The organism is Methylobacterium persicinum (genome assembly GCF_022179525.1).
Lineage (GTDB): Bacteria > Pseudomonadota > Alphaproteobacteria > Rhizobiales > Beijerinckiaceae > Methylobacterium > Methylobacterium persicinum.
Window position 1 is genome coordinate 12,086 of the sequence record NZ_BPQX01000055.1, and the last position, 25,284, is coordinate 37,369.

Annotated in this window: 20 protein-coding genes and 1 pseudogene; 6 read left to right on the forward strand and 15 right to left on the reverse strand. The window is 69.0% G+C overall.

Going from position 1 to position 25,284, the window contains the following annotated elements; translation table 11 throughout:
- Positions 1–28 precede the first annotated feature (28 nt).
- Positions 29–688, reverse strand: a complete 660-nt coding sequence (locus tag MFF22_RS21005) for a DJ-1/PfpI family protein (RefSeq protein WP_238252391.1) — start codon at positions 686–688, stop codon at positions 29–31.
- A 74-nt stretch (positions 689–762) separates the two neighbouring features.
- Between MFF22_RS21005 and MFF22_RS21010 the strand changes: the two genes are divergently transcribed.
- Entirely contained in the window at positions 763–1,731 is a 969-nt protein-coding gene (locus MFF22_RS21010; protein WP_238252551.1) for a GlxA family transcriptional regulator, read from the forward strand.
- A gap of 437 nt (positions 1,732–2,168) precedes the next feature.
- On the opposite strand, the gene MFF22_RS21015 is transcribed toward MFF22_RS21010, so the two are convergent.
- The 6 genes from MFF22_RS21015 to MFF22_RS21040 form a co-directional block, all read right to left on the reverse strand.
- The gene (locus MFF22_RS21015; RefSeq protein WP_238252393.1) at positions 2,169–2,939 is read right to left on the reverse strand and encodes an SPFH domain-containing protein; all 771 of its coding nucleotides are present in this window, start codon (positions 2,937–2,939) and stop codon (positions 2,169–2,171) included.
- 116 nt (positions 2,940–3,055) lie between these two features.
- Positions 3,056–4,513 carry an MmgE/PrpD family protein gene (locus MFF22_RS21020; RefSeq protein WP_238252395.1) on the reverse strand — a complete coding sequence of 486 codons (1,458 nt, stop codon included), beginning with the start codon at positions 4,511–4,513 and terminating at the stop codon, positions 3,056–3,058.
- Complete coding sequence (locus MFF22_RS21025; RefSeq protein ID WP_238252397.1) at positions 4,510–5,820, reverse strand: MFS transporter; 1,311 nt, start codon at positions 5,818–5,820, stop codon at positions 4,510–4,512. The genes MFF22_RS21020 and MFF22_RS21025 overlap by 4 nt, the downstream gene beginning before the upstream one ends.
- 80 nt (positions 5,821–5,900) lie before the next feature.
- Positions 5,901–6,590, reverse strand: a complete 690-nt coding sequence (locus tag MFF22_RS21030; RefSeq protein ID WP_238252399.1) for a 4-carboxy-4-hydroxy-2-oxoadipate aldolase/oxaloacetate decarboxylase — start codon at positions 6,588–6,590, stop codon at positions 5,901–5,903.
- Positions 6,587–7,312: a PIG-L deacetylase family protein gene (locus MFF22_RS21035; protein ID WP_238252403.1), complete on the reverse strand. Its 726-nt coding sequence runs from the start codon at positions 7,310–7,312 to the stop codon at positions 6,587–6,589. Before MFF22_RS21035 ends, MFF22_RS21030 begins: the two co-directional genes overlap by 4 nt.
- A gap of 148 nt (positions 7,313–7,460) precedes the next feature.
- On the reverse strand, positions 7,461–8,378 hold the full coding sequence (locus MFF22_RS21040) for a LysR family transcriptional regulator (RefSeq protein ID WP_238252405.1): 918 nt from the start codon (positions 8,376–8,378) through the stop codon (positions 7,461–7,463).
- Positions 8,379–8,601: 223 nt separating this feature from the next.
- On the opposite strand from MFF22_RS21040, the gene poxB reads away from it, so the two are divergent.
- The gene (gene poxB / locus MFF22_RS21045) at positions 8,602–10,329 is read left to right on the forward strand and encodes a ubiquinone-dependent pyruvate dehydrogenase (protein ID WP_238252407.1); all 1,728 of its coding nucleotides are present in this window, start codon (positions 8,602–8,604) and stop codon (positions 10,327–10,329) included.
- 190 nt (positions 10,330–10,519) lie between these two features.
- On the opposite strand, the gene MFF22_RS21050 is transcribed toward poxB, so the two are convergent.
- Complete coding sequence (locus MFF22_RS21050; protein WP_238252409.1) at positions 10,520–11,878, reverse strand: glycosyltransferase; 1,359 nt, start codon at positions 11,876–11,878, stop codon at positions 10,520–10,522.
- 497 nt (positions 11,879–12,375) lie between these two features.
- On the opposite strand from MFF22_RS21050, the gene MFF22_RS21055 reads away from it, so the two are divergent.
- Positions 12,376–14,196, forward strand: a complete 1,821-nt coding sequence (locus MFF22_RS21055; RefSeq protein ID WP_238252411.1) for an ABC transporter ATP-binding protein — start codon at positions 12,376–12,378, stop codon at positions 14,194–14,196.
- 307 nt (positions 14,197–14,503) lie between these two features.
- On the opposite strand, the gene MFF22_RS21060 is transcribed toward MFF22_RS21055, so the two are convergent.
- The 4 genes and pseudogenes from MFF22_RS21060 to MFF22_RS21075 form a co-directional block, all read right to left on the reverse strand.
- Entirely contained in the window at positions 14,504–17,155 is a 2,652-nt protein-coding gene (locus MFF22_RS21060; protein ID WP_238252413.1) for an MHYT domain-containing protein, read from the reverse strand.
- A gap of 182 nt (positions 17,156–17,337) precedes the next feature.
- The gene (locus tag MFF22_RS21065) at positions 17,338–18,810 is read right to left on the reverse strand and encodes a short-chain fatty acid transporter (protein ID WP_238252423.1); all 1,473 of its coding nucleotides are present in this window, start codon (positions 18,808–18,810) and stop codon (positions 17,338–17,340) included.
- Between the two features lie 449 nt (positions 18,811–19,259).
- Positions 19,260–21,299: a YgiQ family radical SAM protein gene (locus tag MFF22_RS21070; RefSeq protein WP_238252425.1), complete on the reverse strand. Its 2,040-nt coding sequence runs from the start codon at positions 21,297–21,299 to the stop codon at positions 19,260–19,262.
- Between the two features lie 82 nt (positions 21,300–21,381).
- Positions 21,382–21,631, reverse strand: a pseudogene (locus MFF22_RS21075) (IS3 family transposase); the annotation flags it as partial.
- Positions 21,632–22,069: 438 nt separating this feature from the next.
- On the opposite strand from MFF22_RS21075, the gene MFF22_RS21080 reads away from it, so the two are divergent.
- From MFF22_RS21080 to MFF22_RS21090, 3 genes are all read left to right on the forward strand, one after another.
- Complete coding sequence (locus MFF22_RS21080) at positions 22,070–22,582, forward strand: cobalamin B12-binding domain-containing protein (protein WP_238252440.1); 513 nt, start codon at positions 22,070–22,072, stop codon at positions 22,580–22,582.
- A gap of 73 nt (positions 22,583–22,655) precedes the next feature.
- On the forward strand, positions 22,656–22,901 hold the full coding sequence (locus tag MFF22_RS21085) for a DUF6894 family protein (protein WP_238252449.1): 246 nt from the start codon (positions 22,656–22,658) through the stop codon (positions 22,899–22,901).
- Between the two features lie 26 nt (positions 22,902–22,927).
- Complete coding sequence (locus MFF22_RS21090) at positions 22,928–23,668, forward strand: Crp/Fnr family transcriptional regulator (RefSeq protein ID WP_238252451.1); 741 nt, start codon at positions 22,928–22,930, stop codon at positions 23,666–23,668.
- Here MFF22_RS21090 and MFF22_RS21095 read toward each other — a convergent pair.
- From MFF22_RS21095 to MFF22_RS21105, 3 genes are read right to left on the reverse strand one after another with little or no spacing between them, the layout of a single operon-like run.
- Positions 23,665–24,150: an HPP family protein gene (locus MFF22_RS21095; protein WP_238252453.1), complete on the reverse strand. Its 486-nt coding sequence runs from the start codon at positions 24,148–24,150 to the stop codon at positions 23,665–23,667. The two genes, MFF22_RS21090 and MFF22_RS21095, sit on opposite strands and share 4 nt — an antisense overlap.
- A 15-nt stretch (positions 24,151–24,165) precedes the next feature.
- Entirely contained in the window at positions 24,166–24,822 is a 657-nt protein-coding gene (gene puhB, locus MFF22_RS21100; RefSeq protein ID WP_238252455.1) for a photosynthetic complex putative assembly protein PuhB, read from the reverse strand.
- Positions 24,819–25,280 (reverse strand): PRC-barrel domain-containing protein, encoded by a 462-nt coding sequence (locus tag MFF22_RS21105; RefSeq protein WP_307441677.1) that lies wholly within the window; start codon positions 25,278–25,280, stop codon positions 24,819–24,821. The genes puhB and MFF22_RS21105 overlap by 4 nt, the downstream gene beginning before the upstream one ends.
- Positions 25,281–25,284: the final 4 nt, after the last annotated feature.

The following is a 25,284-nucleotide window of genomic DNA, read 5'->3' on the forward strand; positions in this document are numbered from 1 at the left end:
CTGTGAGGCATTCGAACGGGTTCGCCGCTCACGCAAGTAGCCTTTCCCGCTCCCGTCGTGAGCCGGCCATCCGGGTTTTGGCGGCCTCAACGATCGCTGCTGAGGCCGTGTCGGGCGTTCCAGCGTTGAAAGGGGGCGCAGGCGCATATTCCAAGGCGAGCTGGATCGTCTCGGCTTCCTCACGCCCGAGAAGCTCCGCCACGACGGCCAACCCGAAGTCGATACCGGACGTCACGCCCCCCGCGGTGATCAGGGACCCATCCCGGACGACGCGCTCTGCGACCGGGATCGCGCCGAGCAGGGGAAGAAGGTCCATCGCATTCCAATGCGTCGCAGCACGCTTGCCGCGGAGAATTCCCGCCCTGCCCAGAACGAGCGCCCCAGTGCAGACCGAAGTGACGAAACGAGCCTTTGCTGCCTTGTCGCGGACAAAGGCAAGCACCGGCTCGTCGGTCAAGATCGCGTTCACCCCGCCGCCTCCCGGTACGCAAAGGACATCGAAGTTCGGGGCCTCGGCGAATGTCATGTCGGGGATCAGGGTAAGCCCAGCGGACGAGCGGATTGGTTGCGTGTCTCTCCAGACGAGATGGACGCTCGCGCCCTTGGCGGAGGCGAACACCTCGTAGGGCCCGGTGAGATCGAGCTGCTGGACGCCGGGAAAGCAGAGAATGCCGAAACGAAGGGTCATGTATCGGGTCCTGTCTTGACGCACCGACCCTAGCGCGGGACCAGTTGGCCATTGCGCCAATCATCGCTCGTTTCATGCCAATGCGAGAGAAGCCTGCCCATCGCGTCGAAATCTTGGCTTTTGCCAAGGGACAAATCCTGGACGTCACGGGACCGGCACAGGTTTTCGCCACGGCCAACGACCTGACACCCCCGAGCATGCCCAGGCCCTATGAGGTCGCGCTCGTGTCACTCGAGCCGGATGTCGTGACCAGTTCTGGCGTGGTGTTGAAGCCCGAGGCGGCGGCTTGCCAAAGCTCGCTGGGAACGTTGATCGTATCCGGCGGCTACGGTGTGGACGCAGCTCGCCGCAATAAGGTGCTGATCGACTGGATCCGTCGGCGGGCATCGATGGCTGAGCGCACCGCCTCCGTCTGCAGCGGAGCGTTTCTTTTGGCCGAGGCCGGGCTTCTGGATGGGCGGCGAGCAGTGACGCACTGGCAGCGCTGCGCGGAATTTCAGGGGCGCTATCCAGCAGTGCGTCTCGACCCTGATCCCATCTTCGTGCGCGACGGAGAGATCTGGACCTCAGCAGGCGTCACGGCGGGGATCGATCTCGCACTTGCCATGGTCGAGGAAGATCTGGGCCGCCCGCTGGCGTTGGCAGTGGCACGACAGCTCGTGGTGTTCCTCAAGCGTCCTGGCGGTCAAGCACAGTTCAGCGACGCGCTTACGCTTCAAGCGTCGGACCAAACTTTCGCGGAGCTGCATGCTTGGATCGCCACTCATCTAGGCGGCGACTTGGCGCTCACCACACTGGCCGAGCGCGCCGGCATGAGCCTTCGCACGTTCTGTCGCCGCTATCGGCGCGGGACGGGTCGCACGCCGAGCGAAGGGGTCGAGCTCATCCGTTTGGAAAGGGCCCGACAGCTTTTGGAGGAGGGTGCGAGCGTGACACGAACAGCCACCCGCTGCGGCTTCCGCTCCACGGAAACGATGCGACGGGCATTCCTACGCCATTTGGGCGTCGGCCCGAGCGCCTACCGTGACCGGTTCCATGGGTGACATGGAGGAGGCGATGTCCGCCAGGTCTGGGCCATTCGGTTCTGGCTCGACCGCGAAAGGCGCGTGCGCGATCCCGCGATGGGGGATCTCGCCGTCGACGGCAGGCTGCGAGGCTGTGGCCTCATCATTCACCGCAGGACAGGCCGGCCGGTGCAATTCGGATCGCTCCCCCGCGCCGGGACCAGCGTCCTGTCATGGCCGGGAACCATAGGCGGAATAATCGACGACTGTGCCATCCCAAGGAGGCGCAACGGCGTCGCGCACATCACCCCCCCCCGCCGTTTGCACGCATTCTCGGTGGGCGGGTCAAAGGCATCGGGCTGTGCAGCGAGGACGACGGAACCTCTTCCCACCGTCGCACTCAGACATCGCCGCTCTGGAATGGGCACGGCCGCAGGCGCGTGCGCAACCTGCTGCACGGTCTGACCGGCGAAATCTCAATCGGCGGTCTTGTTGCCCGATCCGGCGATCTTCGCGGCCGCGTGCAGGAGCTCGACGGGGAGCATGGCGATGATCGTGCTGTTGTGCTCGACGCCGATCTCCGTGAGCGTCTGCAGCCGACGGAGTTCCAGGGCGCCTGGCGCGGTCGCGATCGTGGCGGCCGCCTCGGCGAGCTTCTGCGCGGCCTCGTTCTCCCCCTCCGCCTTGATGATGCGTGCCCGCTTCTCGCGGATGGCCTCGGCCTCGCGGGCGATGGCGCGCTGCATCTGCTCGGGGATGTCGACATCCTTGATCTCGACCGCATCGACCTCGATGCCCCACCGCTCCGCGGCCGCGGAGAGCAGTTCGAGGAGCCGCCGGTTGATGGCGATGCGATCCTTCAGCATCTGATCGAGGTCGCTCTGGCCGATGGCGTCGCGCATCCCGGTCTCCGCCGCCTGGATCACCGCGACGCGCCAATTCTCGACCGCCGTGACCACGCGGGCGGGATCGACCGCCCGATACCAGAGCACGGCATTGACCCGCACGGCGACGCCGTCGCGGGTGATCGTCTCCTGCGTCTCGAGCTGGACCGTGATCGTCCGGGTATCGACCTTCATGACGCGGTCGACGAACGGGATCAGCCAGTACCAGCCGGGCCCCTTCGTCGTTCCCAGGCGGCCGAGGCGAAAGAGTACCGCCCGCTCGTATTCCTGGTTGATGCCGAGCGTCTTGAGCGCGAGCCCCAGGACGACGACGACCAAGGTGGCGATGATCGCGTATTCCATGTCGCGCTCTCCGGTCCTGCGGATCCAGCTGGAGCGGATACGCCCGCGATCATACCGCGCCCGGCCGGCGAAAGCCGATCCGGTTCCGCTGCGGCGGAGCGCCCTTCGGTTTGGCGTCAGGGTGCGATCAAATTCCGTAACCCGCGGACGTCAGAAAGGTTTTCGAGGTCGTTGACCTGCGCGATCAGCGCGTCCGCGCGCGGCGCCCCCAGCACCGGCGCGATCAGATCGCGCACCTTTGCGTTCACCCGCTCCGTGGTCAGGGGGTTCTCCTTGGTTCCGGGTGGGAACTTCGTGACGTGTTCGAGCCGCCTCCCGTCCGCGAGGAACAGCTCGACCCGCGCGCTGCGCGGGGCCTCCCGCATCATCAGGGCCGGATCGCCCAGCACCTCGACCTTTTCCCGCACGGCGCGGATCGAGGGGTCCTGCATCAGGCTCGCATCGTGGCTGTCGCTGAAGGAGACGGCCCCCTTCACGAGCGCAAGCGCAACAAGGTGCTGGCAGTTCACATCCGGCATGGCACTGTGGCCGACGATGCCCACAGCGTCGGTCGGCAGGTGCACGACGACCCGCTGCACATCGGCGGCGCGCAGGTCGTAGCGCTCGCGCAAGGTCAGCGTGGCATCGAGGGGCGACTGGATCGGATACCCGACCGAGAAGGTCTTGATCGCGGTCTCGGTCACGAAATAGCGGCTCCCGAGCCCGTCCAGCATCGCCTCGGGCTTCGGGTCGGTCGAGAGCGCGATGAACAGGTTGTGCGTGCCGTCGAGGACGTCCGCGACCCCGGTGAGGCCGGCCTGGACCATGGTGACGGCGGTGACGCCGTTGCGGGCGCCCATCCCGGCGAAATCGAAGGCCTTCTCGATATGGTCCTCGTCCTTGACCCAGCTCCAGAGCCCGGAGACCTGCTGGGCGGCGTAGGAGAGCGCGAAGCGCGTGCTCCGTTCGTCGAGGCGGGCGAGGGCCGCCGCCGCGCCGAGTGCCCCGAAGGTGGAGCTCGTCCCCTCTGCGCTCCGGTGGGAGCCCCGGACGAGATCCGGCCCGAGCGCCAGGAGGAGGCGGCAGCAGAGGTCGTAGCCGAGCGCCACAGCGCGGATCATCTCCAACCCGGAGCGGCCCTCCTTCTCGGCCATGGCGAGCGCCGCCGGCACGGTGGCCGAGCCCGGATGCGCCTTCGTGACGGGCTCGAAATCGTCCGTCTCGTCGGAATGGGCGCACATGGCGTTCGCCAGCGCCGCGTTGATCGCCGTTGTGCGCAGGTTCGAAGCCACGATCGTGGCCTCCTCGACCCCGCCGAGGCCACGCACATAGGCCATCGCCATCTCGCCGGGCCGCATGCGGGCACCGGAGATCATGGCGCCGAGCGTGTCGAGGATGCGGTGCTTGCAGGCGAGCGTCACCTCCTGTGGAAGCGGCCGGTCGCGGGCCTCGACCATGTAGCGGGCGAGCCGCCCGGTGATCTCCGCCCCGGCCGGGGCCGCCCGGGCCGGTAAGGCGGCGGCGGCGAGGAGGCTACCTGCCCCCTGCAGGAGGCGTCGTCGGGCGGGGCCGCGTGCCGAGGCGTTGCGGGTCATGCCATGCTCCTCGTCTCGAGCGTCGCCGCCGGAGGCGCGGCGGAGCGCGGGTCCCTGGCACCGGGGTCGCCGTGCAGGTCCGCGCCGGCGGTCTCCGGCAGGAGCAGCGCCGCGCCGAAGGCGACGCCGTAGGCGCACAGGGCGCAGGCGCCCATGGCGGTGCCGAGGGGCAGGCCGGCGGCCAGGATGCCGACGGTCGCGGGCACCACCGATCCGAACCCGCGCCCGCCGCCCAGGCAGAAGCCCTGGCCGCTCGCCCGGATCGTCGTCGGGAACAGTTCCGCGAAGGTGGGCAGCATGCCGGATGCCAGGGCGCCCTGGAACGCCCCCAGGAAGAAGCTCAGCACGATGGTGGTGCCGAGGCCGATCGGCGCGAGGAGGAGGATCGCGACGTTGCAGGATTGCAGGACGAGGAACGCCATGAAGGCGGGACGGCGGCCGATCCGGTCCGACAGCCAGCCGTAGAGCAGGGGCCCGACGAGGGAGCCGAGGATGTTCATCGCAAGGTAGCCGGTGCTCGACTTGATCGAGAGGCCAAGCGCCGTGCGCAGGTAGGTCGGCAGCCACGTGATCATCACGTAGGCGCCCCCGAAGATCCCCGTGGACATCACCGCCGCCGCGAGCGTGCGGCGCCGGTGACGGCCGTTGAAGATCGTCCAGAACGGCGGCGTGACCGCACCGTCGCGCCGCGCCGCCTTGGCCTGCGTGTAGATGCCGGATTCGGGCACGAGGCGGCGGATGAAGAACACGAGCCCGGCGGGCACGATGCCGAGGGCGAAGAACACCCGCCAGCCCATCTCCTCGGAGAACAGCGCGGCGATGACCGGCAGCAGGCCGACCGAGATCGCGTAGCCGACCGCGTAGCTGCTTTGAACGGAGGCGGCGACCCGCCCCCGGAGAGCCGGCCGGATGACCTCGCTGATCAGGACGCCGCCGACGGCCGCCTCGCCGCCGTAGCCCACCCCCTGCAGGAACCGGACGATGGCGAGCGACCAGACGTCGCTCATAAAGGAGGCCATGCAGGTGAAGCCCGCCACCATCAGGATGGTGAGCTGCAGGATGCGCACGCGGCCGATCCGGTCGGCCAGGATGCCAGCAGTCCAGCCGCCGATGGCGGCTCCCGCGAGCGAGGCCGTGGCGAGGTATCCGGCCTGTGCCTGCGTCAGGCCGAGCGTGGCGATCAGCGCCGGGATCACGAGGGCGTAGATCGTCGTGTCCATGGCATCGAGGCCGAAGCCCGCGAAGCAGGCCCAGTAGGTCCGCCGTTCCGTGGCGTCGAGTTGGTGGTACCAGCCGAGCTTCATCATGGTGCGTGTCCTCCTGCCGCGACGGATCGTGCCCCGCGCCGCCTCTTTCGGGCGGTCTGACTGGCTGCGGGGACGGGGCGTCAGTCCTGTGGGTCGTCGATGTAGTCGAGGCCGGCGGCCGCGAGGGTCTCGCGCATCCGGTAGAGGTCGAGGCCGAGTTCGCCGGAGGCGAGGCGGGCGCGCTTCGCCTCCTCGTTGGCGGTGCGGGCATCGGCCTTCTCCGCCACCGAGGCCGCGTCGGCGCAGGGTACGACCACCACGCCGTCATCGTCCGCCACGATCGCGTCCCCCGGCCTGACCAGGGCGCCCGCGCAGACCACCGGCACGTTCACGCTGCCCAGCGTCGCCTTCACGGTGCCCTTGGCCGAGATCGCCCGCGACCAGACCGGGAAGCCCATCTGCTTGAGGGTTCGCACGTCGCGGCAGCCGGCATCGATGACGAGGCCGATGCCGCCCCGGGCCTTCAGCGAGGTGGCGAGCAGGTCGCCGAACATGCCGTCGGTGTTGTCGGCGGTGCAGGCGACGACGAGGACGTCGCCCGGCCGGCACTGCTCGATGGCGACGTGCAGCATCCAGTTGTCGCCGGGCTGGGCGAGCACCGTCACGGCACTCCCGGCGACGGCGGCGCCCTCCCAGACCGGACGCATGTACGGTTTCAGCAGGCCCGTGCGGCCCTGGGCCTCGTGCACGGTCGAGACGCCGTGCCCGGCGAGGCGCTGCGCCACCTCGGGCGCGATGCGCGGGATGTTCCGGACGACGATGGTCCTCATGCCAGCACCTCCGCCGCCACGGGGAAGAGGCGCTGATAGGCCTCGCCGTAGGTCATTGCCGTGCCGGAGTTCCGGCCGCCCTGGACACCGCGGTTGAGGGCGACGCGCTCGTAATAGTCCCAGAGGTGGCGCTGGGCGGCGAGCACGCGGAAGGCCCGCTGTTTCGTCTCCCAGACGGGGTCGATGTTGAGGATCACCTGGGGCTTGAAGTTGCACTGTTCGGGCTGGTGCGGCTCGAACAGGAAGACCGGCGGGGCGCTGTAGCGACGCTCGGGATCGGGCTTGTGGCCCGCCGCCTGGGCGATGACCCGCGCCTCCTGCGCGAGGTGGGCGGCGACCGGATGGTCGAAGTTGTAGGGATCCTCCAGCGCGTGCGTCAGCACGAAGGCCGGGTTCAGCTCGCGGTAGACATCGACCAAGCGGTCGAGCTCGGCCTCGCCGACGCGGAGGGGATAGTCACCCACGTCCAGGAACTCGATCTCGGCGCCGAGGATGGCGGCGGCTTCCTCCGCCTCTGCGCGCCTCTGCGCCTTCACATCGTCCAGGCGCACCCCGGCCTTCTTCCAGGCCCACTGGCTCTCGCCGCGCTCGCCGTAGGACAGGCAGACGATCCTGACGCGGTAGCCCTTCGCCGCGTGGAGGGCGATGGCCCCACCGGCCCGCCAGACGAAGTCCCCCGGATGCGCGGTCACCACGAGACCCGACTTGTGCGCTGATGTCATGACGCCGGCCTCTCCGTGATCCTGCCCGCGAGCGATTGTCGGAAGCGATGACTAGGAGACGTCGATGTATGAGACAAATGAAATGATTGTCGGTTTTGTTGCACGAAATCGATGAATGGACCGCGTCTTGTCCGGCCGCTGTGTGTGCTCAGATCGTCAGGAAATACTCGCGAAAGATCCGCGCGAGACGTTCGGCCGGTGGCGAAAGCGTATGGCCGAGCCGGGTGACGATGCCGATCGTGCGCGAGATGCTGGGTGCCCGCAGCGGCACGGCGACGAGGTCGCTGCCTGGGGCCGTCTCGAAGGCGAGGCGCGGCACCACCGTGAGGCCGAGGCCGCCACGCACGAGGCCGATCGCCGTGGCGACGCGGTGTACCTCGTAGGTCCAGCCCATCTCGGCATAGCGCCCGCCAAGCCCTGCGACGATGAGCAGGTTGTTGCCGGTCTGCTCGCCGATCTTGACCAAGCGCTCGCCGCGCAGATCGCTCCACGTCACCACCTTCTCGCCCGCGAGCCGGTCGTCGGCGCGGCAGACGAGCACGAAGGGCTCCTGATGGATCGGCGTGATGTCGAGGTCGTAGTGCTGCGCGGTCATGATGGTGACGCCGAACTCCGCCTCGCCCGCCCGCACGCGCTCCACGATGGCGGTCGCCGAATGGTCGAGGATGCGCACGAGCACCCCGGGGTCGCGTTCACCGAAACGCTGCAGGATGCGCGGCAGGTGGGAGCTCGCGATGGTCGGCAGGCAGCCGATGCGCACGAGGTCCTGGCTCTCGCGCCCCTGCATGCGCAGTTTTCCGAAGATCTGGGACAGTTCCTCGACGATGCGCTGGGCGCTCGGCAGCAGGTCGACGCCGGCCGGGGTGAGGGTGACCTGCCGCGTCGTCCGGGCGACGAGCTTCACCCCGAGTTCGTCCTCCAGCTTCCTGAGGCGGTGGCTCAGGGCGGCCTGGGACAGGTTCAGACTGGCGGCGGCCCTGTTGAAGCTCCCCCAGTTGGCGATGCTGAGAAAAGCCTGGAGCCCCAGGAAATCCACGCGCTCCATCGTGCCCTGCCGTCCTCCCACGCGATCGCGACTCCGGTCACCGGAGTGGCACGCCTGCGATCCGGCGAGAAGCCGTGCCGCCCGTCCCGCGCGGCGTGCCGGAACTTGTTCGCCGCTTGCGAGATACGTCAGTCAATCCGAAGCTGCGTGCTTCGATGCGGCCTGCGACCCGGACACGGGCCGGCGGAGCCCGATCCGTCGGACGCGCCGGTTCGCACCCGTCACGCCATTGGAGAGGTCCCCCATGAGCACGAAGGTCGCCGATCTGTTCGTCCAGGCGTTGGCACGGGCCGGCGTGAAGCGGATCTACGGCGTGGTCGGCGACAGCCTCAACGGGCTGACCGAAGCCCTGCGCCAGGACGGCTCGATCGCCTGGATCCACACCCGCCACGAGGAGAGCGCCGCCTTCGCGGCCGGGGCCGAGGCCCACCTGACCGGCGCGCTCGCGGTCTGCGCCGGCTCCTGCGGGCCGGGGAACCTGCACCTCATCAACGGCCTGTTCGACGCGCACCGCTCCCGCGTGCCCGTCCTGGCCATCGCTGCCCAGATCCCCTCGGCGGAGATCGGCCGCGGCTACTTCCAGGAGACCCACCCGCAGAACCTGTTCCAGGAGTGCAGCCACTATTGCGAACTGGTCTCCTCGCCCGCGCAATTGCCCGGCGTGATCGAGACCGCGATCCGCGTCGCCGTCGCCGAGCGCGGCGTGGCGGTGGTCGTCATCCCCGGCGATGTCGGCCTCATGACCATGCCCGACGACGCGCCGGCCCTGTCGGGCGCCCTGGTGCCGTCCCCGGCCGTGGTGCGGCCCCGGGACGCCGACCTCGACGCGCTGGCCGGGATGCTCGATGCGGCCGGCCGGGTGACGCTGCTCTGCGGGCGCGGATGCGCCGGGGCCCATGCCGAGTTGCTGCAACTCGCCGAGGCGCTGAAGGCGCCCGTAGTCCACGCGCTCGGCGGCAAGGAGCATGTCGAGTGGGACAACCCCTACGACGTGGGCATGACTGGGCTGATCGGGTTCTCGTCGGGCTACCGGGCGATGCTCGACTGCGACACCCTCCTGCTCCTCGGCACGGGCCTCCCCTACCGCCAGTTCTACCCGGAGAAGGCCAAGATCGCGCAAGTTGATCTGCGCGCCGGAAGCCTCGGACGCCATTGCCGGATCGACCTCGGCCTGATCGGCGATGTCGGCGCCACGATCACGGCGCTGCTGCCGAAGCTGAGGCCGAAGACCGACCGGGCTCATCTCGACGACAGCCTCGCCCATTACCGCAAGGCCCGCGCCGGCCTCGACGCCCTGGCGGTCGGCAAGCCCGGCGGCACGATGCACCCGCAATACGTCGCCCGGACGCTCAGCGAGGCGGCTGCGGAGGACGCCGTCTTCACCTTCGACGTCGGCACGCCGACGATCTGGGCGGCGCGCTACCTCGCGATGAACGGCCGGCGGCGGCTGATCGGCTCCCTCAACCACGGCTCCATGGCCAACGCCATGCCGCAGGCGATCGGCGCGCAGGCGGCCTATCCGGGGCGGCAGGTGATTTCCTTTTCCGGCGATGGCGGCTTCGCCATGCTGATGGGTGACCTTCTGACCCTCAACCAGCACAAGCTGCCCGTGAAGATCGTGGTGCTGAATAACGGCACGCTCGGCTTCGTCGAGATGGAGATGAAGGCCGCCGGCTTCCTCGAGACCGGCGTGGCGCTGGTGAACCCCGATTTCGCTGCCATGGCCCGGGGTGCCGGCATCCATGCCCGGCGGGTCGAGGATCCGGCCGATCTGCCCGGCGCGATGCGCGAGATGCTCGCCCAGGACGGGCCGGCCCTGCTCGACGTGGTCTCGGCCCGCCAGGAACTCGCGATGCCGCCCAAGATCGGCCTCGAGCAGGCCACGGGCTTCGGGATGTGGCTCGCCCGTGCGGTGATCGACGGGCGCGGGACCGAGATCCTCGATCTCGCCAAGACCAACCTCTGGCGATGACCAGCTTCGGGCGGTGACCGGCCTCCCGCCCCGGAGCCGCCGGACGTCCCGCGCGTCTCAGCGGGGGGCGCCCTCGATCCGGGAGACGGCGAAGACCGAATCCTTCCTCGGCCCGTCCAAGCCTTTCCAAGTCTTGGAAAGGCTTAGTTGCCGGCAGATGAGAACGGATGAGACCGTCCTTCGCGCGCGCTCAGATGTCCGCGACGGCACAGCCTCGCGACGCATCGCGCGATGCCCGCGAACCCTGGTGCGGCGGGATCGGATCGCATCGGGTGGCAGCTGCCTCGATCACGTCGCAGGCGTCGGCGATTCCTTCCGCGTCCGCGCAAAGCGCCCGCACGCGTGAGCAGGCGTGCGGCATGGCAGGATCGGACAGGATTCGCCTCACGATGTCGGAGCCGGCAGACGCCAGATCCGTGCTTTTGAGGCGGGCGCCCAGGCCGAGCGTCGCGACGCGCGCCGCGTTGTCACCCTGGTCGAAGCCGTTGGGCACGACGATCTGCGGGATGCCGGCCGCGAAAGCCTCCGAGCATGTTCCGATCCCGCCATGATGGATGACAGCCCGCGCCCGCCGGAACAGGGTATCGAACGGCGCGTAACGGACGATCATCTGATCCGGCCCGCGGATATCCTCGATCCCTTCCGGCCGTCCGCACACGAGCACGGCGCGCTGCCCAGCCCCTGCACAGGCGTGGGCGGCGGCCTCGAAGAAGCGGCGGCCGTGCTGCATGGATGACCCGTAGGTGATGACGATCGGGTCGGGACCGGCGTCCAGGAAATCCTGCAGAGCCTTGCCCATCCGATCGCTGTCTCCGGTGGAACCCGTGCGTGGAAAGGCGACCTGGGTCGTCTGCCTCGGCCAATCGGGTTGCGGCGGCGCGAACCACGACGGCGCCATCAGAAGCAGACGATCGGGCGAGGGCAACCAATCCGACAGATTGCGGATCGCGCGCAGGCCAAGCTCCCTGCGGAGAGCATTCAACGCAGGCAGGCGGGGGGGATCGACGATCGTATGCTCGATGATCCGCTGCAGGGTGTGGGTGACCGGACCGGGCAGCCAGGACGGTAGAGCGATGCCGGGGAGTTCGGGAGGCGCGTGGCGGCTGCGCATGAGGAAGGGCGCCAGATAGGCCGTGATGAGCGGAAAGCGGCCGGTGTCGCGTGCCAGACGCGCGCCGAAGCTCAGCGTGCCGGCGACGGCAGAGAAAGGGCGCCCGTCGGCCTGGGCCCGGGACATCTCGCGCCTGAGGATGCCGAGATCGGACGGCGCCAGCTTGACGGCGAGATCGAACATCAGCCGCAAGCCCTTGGTCGTATGCCAGAGGTGCGGATCGGCATGCAGCTCATTCATGATCTCGGCACGGCAAAGCGCGTGAAAGCCGAGGCCAGCCGTCAAGACGTGTCGTTCGAAGTTTCCGGATGTCGCCACGCTGACCTCATGTCCGCGTGCGGCCAGTCCCCTGCCTATGGCGATGAACGGCAGAACGTCCCCATGACTCCCGAAGGTCGATAGGAGGATCCGCGTCGGTCTGCGATCGTTTCGACTCATGTCGCCGGCACTTCCAAGTCAGATCGTTCGCGCAGGGCGGCACCGCGCAGTGCCCGGCGACGACGAGGCGGATGGGTTCCACGGGTCGCCGAGCGCCAACCGGGGTTTCCGCGGGCGGCAACCTGCTGGGCGGTTCGTCGGACCCGACCCCACGGATTGCGGCGCAAAACCAGGTTGGGCGCAATCCGTTCCTTTCCTAAGTTGTTTTCGGCCGGGGATACGCCTGCCGCCGATGCCGGTCCCCTACCGCATCCCCAATGGGGCCGCCGGCTCGGTCGAGGCCGGCCTCGTGTCGGCCCGGTGGCGGCCGATGGCGCGACCGGCGGTCAGCATCCGCATCTAAAAAGTCCTGGTCCGGCTGTCGTTCTCGAAAAGAGTGCGCCTACATCCCGTCCCTCAGAACTTCGCGCGAATGTCCTCGATACAGGGGGGAACGCGCGGGCGGCACGAGACTCGTTTTGCTTGTATCCACCACCGAACGGCTCCGAAGCGCGGCCGTGAGCCGGATCAGTTCGCTCCGGCACCTGCCGGCCCTGTTCCGGCTCGCATGGTCGACGAGCCGGCCCCTGACGCTCCTCAGCGTCGGGCTGCGCATCGCCCGCGCGGCGATGCCCACGCTGATGCTCTACGTCGCCAAGCTCGTCGTCGACACGGTCGTCGCCGGCCGGGCCGATGCGGCTGCGCGGGCCGACGCCTCGGCTTGGTTCGCCGATCCGCTCGTGCGGCACGTCGGCCTGCTGATCGGAATCGAGTTCGCCCTCGCCCTCGCCTCCGACCTCCTCGGGCGCGCCACGAGCCTCGTGGACGGCGTGCTGTCCGAGATGACCGGCAACGCCACCACGCTGCGATTGATGGCGCACGCCGCCACCCTCGATCTCGCCCAGTTCGAGGACCCCGCCGTGCAGGACGGGCTGGAGCGGGCCCGGCGTCAGGTCGCGTGGCGCGCGAACCCGATGGGGCAACTGCTCGGCCAGATGCAGGACGGCCTCACGGCGCTCTCGCTGGCCGTGGCCGTCGTCGCGTTCCTGCCCTGGCTCGTCGTCCTGCTCGTGCTCGCCCTGATCCCGGCCTTCCTCAACGAACTCCACTTCAACCGGCAGGGCTACCGCCTCGCCTACCGGCGATCACCGGAGCGGCGCGAGGGCGATTACATGCGCCAGCTCGGGGCCGGGGCCGAGAGCGCCAAGGAGGTCAAGCTGTTCGGCCTCAGCGGCTATCTCGCCGAGCGCTTCGCCGTGCTCGCCGAACGCGCCCTGAGCGAGAACACCCGCCTCGCGCTGCGCCGTGCCGTGGCGGGCGGGCTCTTCGCCAGCCTCGGCACCCTGGCCTATTATCTCGCCTACCTCGTGATCGCGCTGCGGGCGGCCACCGGCGCGCTCACGCTCGGCGATCTCACCTTCCTCACCGGCGCCTTCCTGCGTCTGCGCGGTCTCGTCGAAGGCCTGCTCCTCGGCCTCTCCCAGCTGTCGGGCCAAGCGCAATACCTCGACGACCTGTTCTCGTTCCTCGCGATCACCCCCCGGCTGCGCGCCCCCGAGCATCCTGCGCCGTTCCCGACGCCGATCCGCGACGGCTTCGTGTTCGAGGCGGTCGGGTATCGCTATCCGGGCGCGGAACGCTGGGCGGTGCGCGGCCTCTCGCTTACGATCAAGGCCGGGGAAGTCGTGGCGCTGGTGGGCGAGAACGGCAGCGGCAAGACCACCATCGTCAAGCTCCTGGCCCGCCTCTACGACCCGACGGAGGGGCGTATCCTGCTCGATGGGCGAGACCTGCGCGACTACGACCCCGACGTGCTGCGCACGCGCATCGGCGTGATCTTCCAGGATTTCGTCCGCTTCGACCTCACGGCGGCCGAGAACATCGCGGTCGGGCGCATCGAGGCGCGGGCGGATGCATCTCGCATCGAGGACGCGGCGGCGCGCGCCCTGGCGGATTCCGTGGTGGGGCGGCTGCCGGCGGGCTACGGCCAGCGCCTGGGGCGGCGCTTCGAGGACGGGGTCGATCTCTCCGGCGGCGAGTGGCAGAAGCTCGCGATCGCACGGGCCTACATGCGCGAGTCCGAGGTGCTGGTCCTGGACGAGCCGACCGCGGCCCTGGACGCCCGCGCGGAGGCCGAGGTGTTCGCCCGCCTCCGCGCCCTTGCGGCCGGGCGCACCGCCCTCCTGATCTCGCATCGCTTCTCGAGCGTGCGCCGCGCCGACCGGATCGTCGTGCTCGGGGACGGCCGGGTGTGGGAGGCCGGCACGCACGAGGACCTGGTCCGCTACGGCGGGCGCTACGCCGAATTGTTCGAGTTGCAGGCCGCCGCCTACCGGTGAGACGCGGTTGATCCCGATCGCAGAGGCCGTTCGGCATCAGAAACGGCGGCACAGGCGAAGGTCTGGAGCGACGGCTCTGAAATCCTTGGATCGCGCGCTTTCCGTCTTTGCGAGCGTCAGCGAAGCAATCCAGGGCAGCGGGACATCTCGGAACTTAAGCGGATCCCTGGGTTGCTTCGCTTCGCTCGCAATGACCGGGGTGATGACGTGATCCAAAATTCCCGGACAACGCTTCAGACGATTGTTTTTACCGCATTTTCGAACGCCGAACCGGCGTCCACTTCGGCGGAAGATGCTCCATGAGCGGTCAGCGGGCGGATGACGAGACCCGGTCGACCGGAAGTGGACGCAAGCGCTCCACGGCCGCCGCCACGTCCTGCAGGCTGGCGTCTCCCTTGCGCAGGACGCTGTCCGCGCCCGCGAGTTGGCGTCGCTCCTCGGCGGACACGTCCCTGGCGCTGAGCACCACCACAGGGGTCTCGCTGCAGGCCGGGATGGCGCGCAGTTCGCGCAGGAACGTGAAACCATCCATGACCGGCATCGTCAGGTCGAGGAGCACGACGCCCGGGCGTGCCTCGCGCACCCGGGCGAGCGCCTCGGCGCCATCGCAGGCTTCGCGGACCTCGAACCCGTGACGGCTGAGGTTCGTCCGGAGCCTGAGGCGCATGTCCGGGTCGTCGTCGACGACGAGCACGTCGCCTGCATCGGTGCCGATGCGGTCGAGAACACTCCGCAGCCGGGGCCAGTCCACGGGTTTGGGGAGCGACTCAGCCGCGCCGAGCGAGGCTCCGAGCGCCGCGTCGGCGACGAAGCTGACCATCACGACCGGGATGTCCCGCGTGACCTCGTCAGCCTTCAGCGTGGCAAGGACGGTCCATCCGTCCATCTCCGGCATCATCACGTCGAGCAGGATCACCATCGGGCGGAGTGTCCGCGCCAAGTCGATCCCGCTGCGTCCATTCGCGGCGGCCCGGGCCACGAAGCCCTGGCGGGTGAGGAAGCGCACCATCAGATCGCGCTGGCTCGGCTCGTCGTCGATGATCAGGACCACGCGGCCTTCCCCGGAAGGCTCGGCGTCCGCGGCGGACGCTGCCGCGGGCGCACCGTCCTCCAGGTCCGGGAGGGCCGCAGGCAGAATCAACGTGAAGGTGGTGCCGACGCCCTTGGTGCTCGTGACCCTGACGTCGCCACCCATCAGGCGTGCGAGCGCCTTGGTCAGGGCAAGGCCGAGCCCCGTGCCGCCGAAGCGGCGGGTGGTGGTCTCGTCGGCCTGCTTGAACCGCTCGAACAGGCCTGCGACCTGCTCCGGTGTCATCCCGATGCCGGAGTCGGACACCTCGAACGTGAGGCGGTCACCCGCCGGGGCGCCCTCGCGGCGGACCCGCAGCGTGACGGTTCCGGCCTCCGTGAACTTCGCCGCGTTGCCCAATAGGTTGAACAGGCACTGGCGCAGCTTCACCGCGTCGGTCTGCATCTGGCCGAGCTCCGGCGCGAGATCGAGCTCGAAGCGGTTCCCCTTCTTGGCGATCAGCGCCTCGACGGTCCCGGCGGCCTCGCGGACGAAGGCTTCGACCGGCACGTCCTCGGCGTAGATGTCCATCTTCTCGGCCTCGACCTTCGACAGGTCGAGCACGTTGTTGATGAGCCCGAGCAGGTGCTGGGCGTTGGACTTGATCTTGCCAAGGTCACCGACGAGGCCGTCCTCGCCCGAATCCTCGGCATCCTCCTCGAGCATCTCGGCATAGCCGATCACCGCAGAGAGCGGCGTGCGGAGTTCGTGGCTCATGTTGGCCAGGAATGCGCTCTTAGCGCGGTTGGCCCCTTCGGCCGCGTCGCGCGCCTCGCGCAGGGCCGTCTCGTACTGGTGCCGGGCGGTAATGTCCGCGTGCACGCCGACCCATTCGCGGATCGTGCCGTCGAGGTCGTGCACCGGCACGGCGCGGACCGCGTAGTAGCGCCAGGATCCGTCCGGCGCGCGCACGCGATGCTCGACCGCGAAGGATCCGCCCGAACGGACGGCCTCCGTCCAGGCCCGCATCGTGTCCGGCAGGTCGTCGGGATGGATGGCCGCGGCCCAACCGCTGCCGCGGTACTCCGCGGAGGTCTGGCCGGTGATCTGCTCCCAGCCGGGCTGCTCCTCGACGAGGTCGCCCGAGGCGTTGGCCGTCCACATCACGCCATCCACCGCCTGGACTGCGGAGCGGAAGCGGGCCTCGCTGACATGCAGGCGGCGTTGCACCCGGCGCTGGTCGAGGGAGCCGGCCATCATCGCCAGGAACAGGATCACGAAGGTCACGCCCGCCACGGAGAGGGCGAGATTCTGCTGGTTGGCGCCCAGGGCGATCGCATGCGCCGCGTGGGCGCCGGCCTCTTCCGCAGTGAAGGTCGCCGCCGCCATGCCGGTGTAGTGCATGCCGGCCACCGCCAGGCCCATGACGCAGGCGGCGGCGAGCTTCTGCCAGGGGCGGTTGCGCCGGAAGGTCAGCCACAGGGCGACCGTCGCTGCGGTCACCGCGATGGCCACGGACACTGCGACGATGGCAGGGTCGAAAGCGAGGTTTCCAGGCACGCGCATCGCGGCCATGCCTGTGTAGTGCATCGCGGCGACGCCCACGCCCATGAGCGGCCCGGCGACGAGGAGCCCGCGCATGCCGGTTCCGCGCACGGCCACCCAGGCGAAGGCCACGGCGGTGACGCCGACCGCGATCAGCAACGACAGGAGCGTCAGCCCCAGGTCGTAGGCGGCGGGCATGCCCATCTCGAAGGCGATCATGCCGACGAAGTGCATCGCCCAGATCCCGCCGCCCATCGCCACCGCCGCGCCGGCGCCCCAGGCCCAGCGCGGCCCGACGTCGGGCTTGCGCACGCGCGCACCCAGGTCGAGCGCCGCATAGGAGGCAAACACCGCGATCACGAGGGACAGCACGACGAGGGCCGGGTTGTAGCCGGTATGAACCATGGGGGACCGAGTCCGGAGAGACGACGTGCCAGGGGCGCTTCGGGCACGGGCGGATGATGTAGGCGCGACGGGACGCCTTTCGACGGCGGATCGGCGCCGGGACTGAATTCAGCCCGCCCGACCGTTGGGGCAGGTCGCCGACGGGACCGCCGTCTCCGTCCTCGTGGCGAGGACCTCGCCCCTCACGGCATGACGGGAGGGTGATAGGTCAGCGTGAAGGCCAACGCCCAGAGCAGGAACAGCACCAACGGCAGGTGCACGATGAGCTGCAGGAAACTGAAACCGACGATGTCGCGCGCCTTCAGGCCGAGAATGCCGACCAGGGGGAGCATCCAGAACGGGTTGATCAGGTTCGGGAGCGCCTCGGCGGCGTTGTAGATCATCACCGCCCAGCCGAGATGGACCTTCAACTCGTTGGCCGCCTGCAGAACGTAGGGGGCCTCCAGCAGCCACTTGCCGCCGCCCGAGGGCACGAAGAACCCGAGGATCGCCGAGTACACCCCCATCGTCAGCGGAAAGCTGCCGGTGGTGTTGAGATTGACGAAGGCGTGCGTGATGACGTCCGAGGCCGAGGCGCCGCCGGCATTCTTCGGACCGGTGAGCATGCCGCTGATCGCCGCATAGAGCGGGTACTGGATCAGGATACCGGCGGTGGCCGGCACCGACTTGGCCACGGCCACGAGGAACCGCTTCGGGCGCCAGTGCAACAGCAGGCCCAGGGTGATGAAGAGCAGATTGTAGGTGTTGAGGTTCGAGATCGCGACGATCCAGGATTGGCGGGCGAATTCCTGCACGATCCAGCCCCCGGCGATCATCACCAGGAGGATCGTCAGGAGCGGCGAATGCTCCAACCACTCGCCGGGCTGGCGCGGGGGCGCGATGTCGGTATCCTCGCGCGCGACCTCGACGCCCATCGCTTCGGCGGTCACAGCCGTCTCCTGCCTCGGCGCCGAGGCGTAAGCGATCCCGACCGAGACGACGAACAGGACCGCAGCGATCAGCATCGACTGCCAGAGGAAGATCGTCTCGCTGAACGGGATGACGCCCGAGATGGCGAGGAGGTTCTTGGTCAGGCTCGCCGGGTTGGCCTGAAGCTGAGCCGCCGAGGAACTGAGGCCGAGCGCCCAGGTCGCCCCGAGCCCGAGATAGGCCGCCGCCCCCGCGGCCCGGTAGTCCATGCGCAGGTCGGTTCGGCGGGCGAGCGCCCGCACCAGCAGGCCTCCGAAGATCAGGCTGAGGCCCCAGCTGATGAACGACGAGATCATCGTCGCGCCGGCGACGAAGCCGACCGCGCCCCGCCCGGTCCGGGGGATCTGTGCCAGTCTCTCGATCAGCGCCCGCACCGGCGGCGAGGTCGCCACCACGTAGCCGCCGATGGTGACGAAGGCCATCTGCATGGTGAAGGGGATCAAACTCCAGAAGCCGTCTCCGAAGCTCTTGGCGATGGCCGCCGCCGGCGCGCCGTTGGCCAGGGCGCCGAGCGCGACGATCACCACCGCGATCGCGACGAAAATGAATGCATCCGGAAACCAGCGCTCCGCCCAGGCGGTGAAGCGGATGCCGAGCCGTTCGAGTGTTCCGACAGTGGGCGAGGGCCCAGAATCAGTGGCCCCGACACGCGTGGACGCGGCTCGATCGGCTGGCGCGACTGCCATGAACTTCCTCCGGAGTCCGGCTCTTCCAGGCCGGCGGAAGAAGGATGGCGCGCGATCGATACCCCTCAAGAGCTCGGGTCGAACAAGAATGTGACAGCGAGAGCGTTTTCCGCCGAAATGGACGCCGGTTCGGCGTTGGATAATGCGGCAAGATCAACGCCCGCGAGCATTTTCGGGAACCGTTGGATCCCCTGCTCTCCGTCCTTGCGAGCGAAGCGAAGCAATCCAGGGCAGCGGGCCGCCTCAGGATGTTGCGGATTCCTGGGTTGCTTCGCTTCGCTCGCAAGGACCGGGGAGATGACGTGATCCGAGGATGACGGAAAACGCCCGAGGCGAATGTGATCGCAGGCAGAGCGCGATTCGTCTGAGAGGCTGCCGGCGTCCGACGGGACCTGAGCGCGACGAGCGGTCTGCCGCATCGCCCAGGCCGCGTTCTGCTTTTCAGGGCGTCACTTCCGCAGCGGCACGCCTTTCGTGGTGAAGCGCGGCGCGCCGGGATGGCGCATGGGTCGCGGCTGGCCTTTCGCCTTGCCCGCACCGGACCCCGTTCCCGGCGGCTGCGAGAGCGGAATGAGTTGGTCCGGCCTCGGCCCGATGAGATCCGCGCGGCCCATCGCCCGCAGCGCCTCGCGCAGCAAGGGCCAGTTCTCGGGGTCGTGGTAGCGCAGGAACGCCTTGTGGAGCCGGCGCTGCCGCATCCCCTTGATCGCGTCGACCGGCTCGCTGCCGCCGCGCCGCACGCCCTGCAACGGGTTAATCTCGGTGTGATACATGGTCGTGGCCGTCGCCATCGGCGAGGGCAGGAACGTCTGGACTTGATCGGCGCGATAGTCGTTCTTCTTGAGCCAGAGGGCGAGGTTCATCATGTCCTCGTCGGTCGTGCCCGGATGCGCCGCGATGAAATACGGAATCAGGTAGTATTTCTTGCCGGCCTGCTTGGCGGCGGCGTCGAACATCTCCTTGAAGCGGTCGTAGGTCCCGATTCCCGGCTTCATCATCAGGTCGAGGGGGCCGCGCTCGGTGTGCTCGGGCGCGATCTTGAGACGGCCGCCGACGTGATGGGTCACGAGCTCTTTGACGTATTCGGGGCTCCGGACCGCGAGGTCGTAGCGCACGCCGGAGGCGACCATCACCTTCTTGACGCCCTCCACCTCCCGGACCTTGCGGTAGAGCCGGATCAGGTCGTCGTGCGAGGTGTTCAGGTTCGGGCAGATGTCCGGAAAGACGCAGGACGGCAGGCGGCAGGCCGCCTCGATCTTCGGGTCCTTGCACGCCATCCGGTACATGTTCGCGGTCGGCCCGCCGACATCCGAGATCACGCCCGTGAACCCCGGCGTCTTGTCGCGAATCTGCTCGATCTCCCGCAGGATCGAGCCCTCCGAGCGGTTCTGGATGACGCGGCCCTCGTGCTCGGTGATGGAGCAGAAGGTGCAGCCGCCGAAGCAGCCGCGCATGATCGTCACCGAGAACTTGATCATGTCCCAGGCGGGAATCTTCGCGTCGCCGTAGGAGGGATGGGGCGCGCGGGCGTAGGGCAGATCGTAGACCGCATCCATCTCCTCGCTGGAGAGCGGGATCGGCGGAGGATTCAACCACAGATCGCGGTCGCCGTGGCGTTGGACGAGGGGACGGGCGTTGCCGGGGTTGGCCTCCCGGTGAAGCACCCGAGAGGCGCGGGCATAGGCCTCCTTGTCGTCCTTGACCTGCTCGTAGGCGGGGAGCCGGATCACGATCTCGCCGGGGCGACGGGTGGCGGCCTCGTCGGCCGAGTCCAGATCGTCGGCGGGCAGCTCGGTGTAGTGCCCGGGCACGCGGCGGAACAGGGCGACGCCCCGGACGGAGTCGAGGTCGTGCGGCGCCTCGCCGGCCGCGAGGCGGTTGGCGACCTCGACGACGGCGCGCTCGGCATTGCCGTAGATGAGCAGATCGGCCTTCGCGTCCGCCAGGATCGAGCGGCGCACCTTGTCGGACCAGTAATCGTAGTGGGCGATGCGGCGCAGCGAAGCCTCGATTCCGCCGAGGATGATCGGCACGTCCTTGAAGGCTTCGCGGCAGCGCTGCGTGTAGACGATGGTCGAGCGGTCCGGGCGCCGGCCGCCTTCGCCACCTGCCGTGTAGGCGTCGTCGTGGCGCAAGCGACGGTCCGCGGTGTACCGGTTCACCATCGAATCGAGGTTGCCGCCGGTGACGCCGAAGAACAGCGTCGGCCTGCCCAACGCCTTGAACGGCTCCGCCGACTGCCAGTCGGGCTGGGCGATGATGCCGACGCGGAAACCCTGCGCTTCGAGCAGCCGGCCGATGATGGCCATGCCGAAGCTCGGATGATCGACATAGGCGTCACCCGTCACCAGGATGATGTCGCAGGCGTCCCACCCGAGCGCATTCATCTCGGCGCGGCTCATGGGCAGGAACGGCGCCGCCTTCCTGAGAGGCGGCACCTTGCCGGCGAGGGGAGCCAGGGATCGGCTCGTGGAAGCTTGGAGGTCCATGGGGTCGGTGCATAGACCTCCAACGCCGCGAGCTCAATGAATAGCCAGCGGGCAAAGTGTCTACAGTCGCCACCGATGAGGAGTCATCAGCGGCTTTTACCACGATGTAAGCTGGGCTGGTGATCAGATCCTGGGCCGTGAGCAGGCAGTAGACGCTCGCTTCCGAGACGAAGGAGCGCCGCTCGTCGATGAAGCGGCCCGTCACTCTCGCGGGTTTCTGTCGGCTGACGATTCTCGAACCGGATGGGCCGAGAGGGACGGTTCGCCAGGGCCTCGGGGCCGCCTCGCTGTGAGGCGTCGTACCAGCGGGAGGACATCGAGCGCGTGATGCCCTGCTGCCGGCACAATGTGGCGATACTGTCCTCACCAAGCTTGATTTTCATCAATGCGTCTATTTCAAATGTCTGACACTCTAGAACCCAATGAGCGCGGCATTCTCAAACGACGCGATTCGGCGGCATGATTTGTCGTTCTCGCGTGACAAATCAATATCACACAGGATTTTCTGCGAATTCATGCAGGAATCGAACGGGCGCGAGGGATCTTTCGCCGCCGGAATTTCTGCCGGAATACTATCGGGAATCGTTGATCGGGAGATCCTGCCGCAACTCCGATGCCTCTTCCGCGACCCCGTGGAAGCCGTCGCTAAGGATCCCCGCACGTTGGCGAGCCTTCTGCTCGACGATCCTGCGCGTTTCCAGGCAGAGGTCAGGCGGCAGGCGCTTCGCGGTGCCCCTTGGCCCGTTCTTGCCGCGGAGATACTGGCTCCGGTGGCGCGCGATCTCGGCGTGATGTGGGAGGAGGATCTCTGTGACTTCCTCGACGTGACGGAGGGGATGGGACGGCTTCAATCCGTCCTGCATGAGGCGATCGGCCCCCAGGTCGGGCACGGCCAGGCACGGCCCGGATGCCGTATCCTTCTCGCCGCGGCGCCGGGGGAAACCCACACCCACGGCCTTCAACACGTCGGCGGGCTGCTGCGCGATGCGGGCTGCGAGACGGCCTTCGTTGAAGGAAATGGCCCCGATCCCCTGGCGGCCCTCATAGGGGCGCTGGAGACCGGTTGGTACGACGCCCTCGGCCTCTCCCTGGCCTGCGACGTCCATTCGTCCGCCCTGCGGCGGGCGATGCCGGCGCTTCGCCGCGCCTCGCGCAATCCCACGCTGCGCGTCGTTGTCGGAGGGGCCCTCGTCGCCCGGGGCGGAGCCGAGCCCGACCTGTGGGGTGCCGATGCCTGCCTCACCGATCCCGCCCTACTGACGCCGGTACACTCGGCCGTGTGAACGGCGCCGAACGGTCTGCAACTTTTCCACTCATGCCCGGTTGGAGCGGACGATCCCGCCCCGAGACCCAGCTGTGGCCCGCTACTTCTTCGACATCGAGAATGGGGGCCAGCACAGGGACGATACCGGCTCGGAGTGCCGCGATCTCGACGAGGTCCGCGCCATCGCGGTGCGGACGCTCATCGGGATCGCGGCGGAAGAGGCTGCCCTTCACGACCGGCAGACGGTCGTCGTCAGCGTCCGCGATGCGGCCGGGGCCTCCCTGTTGGACATGACGTTGACCCTGGCGACCGCTTGGTCGAACCGGGACGGGGCGTAGCCGTGGCCGGATCTCCCCCTCCGACTTTGACGCCGCTACTTCGCAAGCTCGAGAGCGTCATCCGCCTGGACGACGAGGAGCGCCGGGCCGTGCTCGCCTTGCCGCACACGATCCGGCAGGTCGGCCCTCACACGGACGTCGCCACGGTCGGAGAGCGGCCGGCCCATTGCTGCCTCGTCCTGGAGGGCTGGGCCCACCGTTACGCCTATACCTCGGCGGGCGACCGGCAGATCCTGTCCTTCTACATCGCCGGGGACATACCGGACCTGCAGCACCTCTACCTGCCGGTGATGGACCATTCCCTCGCGAGCCTCACGGCGTGCACCCTGGCCTTCATCCCGCACGAGGCCATGCGCGCCCTCGTCGTCGGCCGGCCCGGCGTCATGGCGGCCCTGTGGCGCGACACGCTGGTCGATGCCTCCGTCTACCGCGAGCGGATCATGACCCTCGGCCGCCGGCAATCCCTGGGCCGCACGGCGCATCTCTTCTGCGAGATGTACATGCGCCAGTGCGCCGTGGGACTGGCGGACGACCTGTCCTGTCCGCTGCCGCCGACGCAGGCGGAACTCGCCGATGCCGTCGGCGTCACGGCGGTTCATTTCAACCGGTCGCTCCGGACCCTGCGGTCGCAGCGGCGGATCACCCTCCAGGGCGGCCAGCTGACGATCAGGGACTGGATGGGACTCGTGGCCATGGCCGAGTTCGATCCCGTCTACCTGCATTTCAACGAGGATCGGCACCAGTCCGCCGAAAAGGTCTCGGCTTAGCGGCGCAGCCTGATGGAGATCCGGCGCGCGCCTTCCCCGAGGGCCGTCACCAGCAGCACGGCCCCCGTCAGGCGCAGCGCCCCCGCGAGGGTGGCGGCCTCGGAGCCGAGGGTGACGATCAGCGCCGTCGCGCCGCCGGCTGGGTTGATCGCGCCGAGGAGGGCCTGCAGCAGCAGGGTTCCGGCGACGGCGACCATCGTCGCGGCCACCCGGCCGACCGTCAGGGGGTTGACCCCGCTGAAGCTCGGGTCGTGCGCGGCGCCGAGCGCGGTGAGCGCTGCGAAGCCGCAGGCGGCGCCGCAGAGCTGCCCGACGACCGTATTCCACGCCCGGGCGCTCGGCAGATCCGGCAGGTGGACCTGCAGCAGGATCGCGGCCCCGAGGCTCGGCACCAGCAGGGGCTCGCCCAGGGCGATGGAGACGGCACCGACGAGTCCGAGCACCAGCGCGGCCAGGAGAGCCTGGATGAGATCCAACGTCATCGGCGCATCCCGTCGTCAGGCCGCCGTCGCGTGCGGCGCCGCCTCGGGACGGATGTCCTGCCCGGACATGGCCGGCGCGGGACCGTCGAGGCGCCGGGCGAGCCGGGTCCCGAGGATCGCCGCGTCCCGGAGGCCGCGCAGCATCGGCACCGGCGCGGACGGGCTCAGGCCGCGGACATGCGGCCACAGCTTGCTGTAGCCGACCCCGCCCCCGTCGCGGACGGCCAGGGCCACGTCCCCGGTCCCGTCGCCATGCATCCGTACGGCGACGCTGCGGATCGCCCGGAGGGGGATGTCGACGGTGCCCTGGAGGGCGATCCCGTGGCGGATGACGACGCGGAGGGTCGTCACGGTGTAGGTCGTGCTGCGGGCAAGCGCCCAGGCGAGGTAGGCGAGGATCCCCATGAGGGCCGCGCCCTGGCCGAGCAGCACCGCCATGTCGAACATCTCCTGGGGGTGCAGGCCCCTGAGAGCGACGATCAGCGTGAGCTTCCACCCGAGCAGGACCGCAAAATAGGCGGCGAGCCAGCGCCCCTTCAGGAGATGGCGGCGCAGGGCCGACGCCTCCGGGCGGCCCTGCCACAGGATCTGCTCGCCGGGCTCCAGGCGGACGCCCACGGGGCGGGCGGGGGCGCCGGACGGGGTGGTGCGGTGTGGCGTGTGCATCGTCATGCCCTGGGCCTCCGGCCGAACCCGTCGCGGACGTCCGGCCCGCCCCGGGATGGGCCGCCGAACGCGCCCCGGCGCACGCCCTCGGCGAACATCTTGCCCCCGGCGAAGTAGGCGCTGATCCGATCCTCTTCCCGGGCGGTGATCCGGTCGGGATCCTTCAGTTCGGGGATCGCCGCGAACTGCTCGGCGAAGATCGAGCGGGTCTTCACCCGGCGGAACTTCGGGCTGACGTTGGCGAAGAACACCGGCATCAGCCGCCGCCGGCCGTCGTTCAACTCGACTTCAAGGTAGCGCAGCAGCTTGGCGCCGCGATCCACCCACAGGTCGCGGACATGGCCGGCGACCTTGTCGTCCCGGCCGACCACCGGCATCCCGACCGGATCGGAATCACCCCCCTGGACATGCCATTCGTCGCCGACTTCGCGGAGCGGCACGAGCTGCAGCTTCTCGCCCTCCATCAGG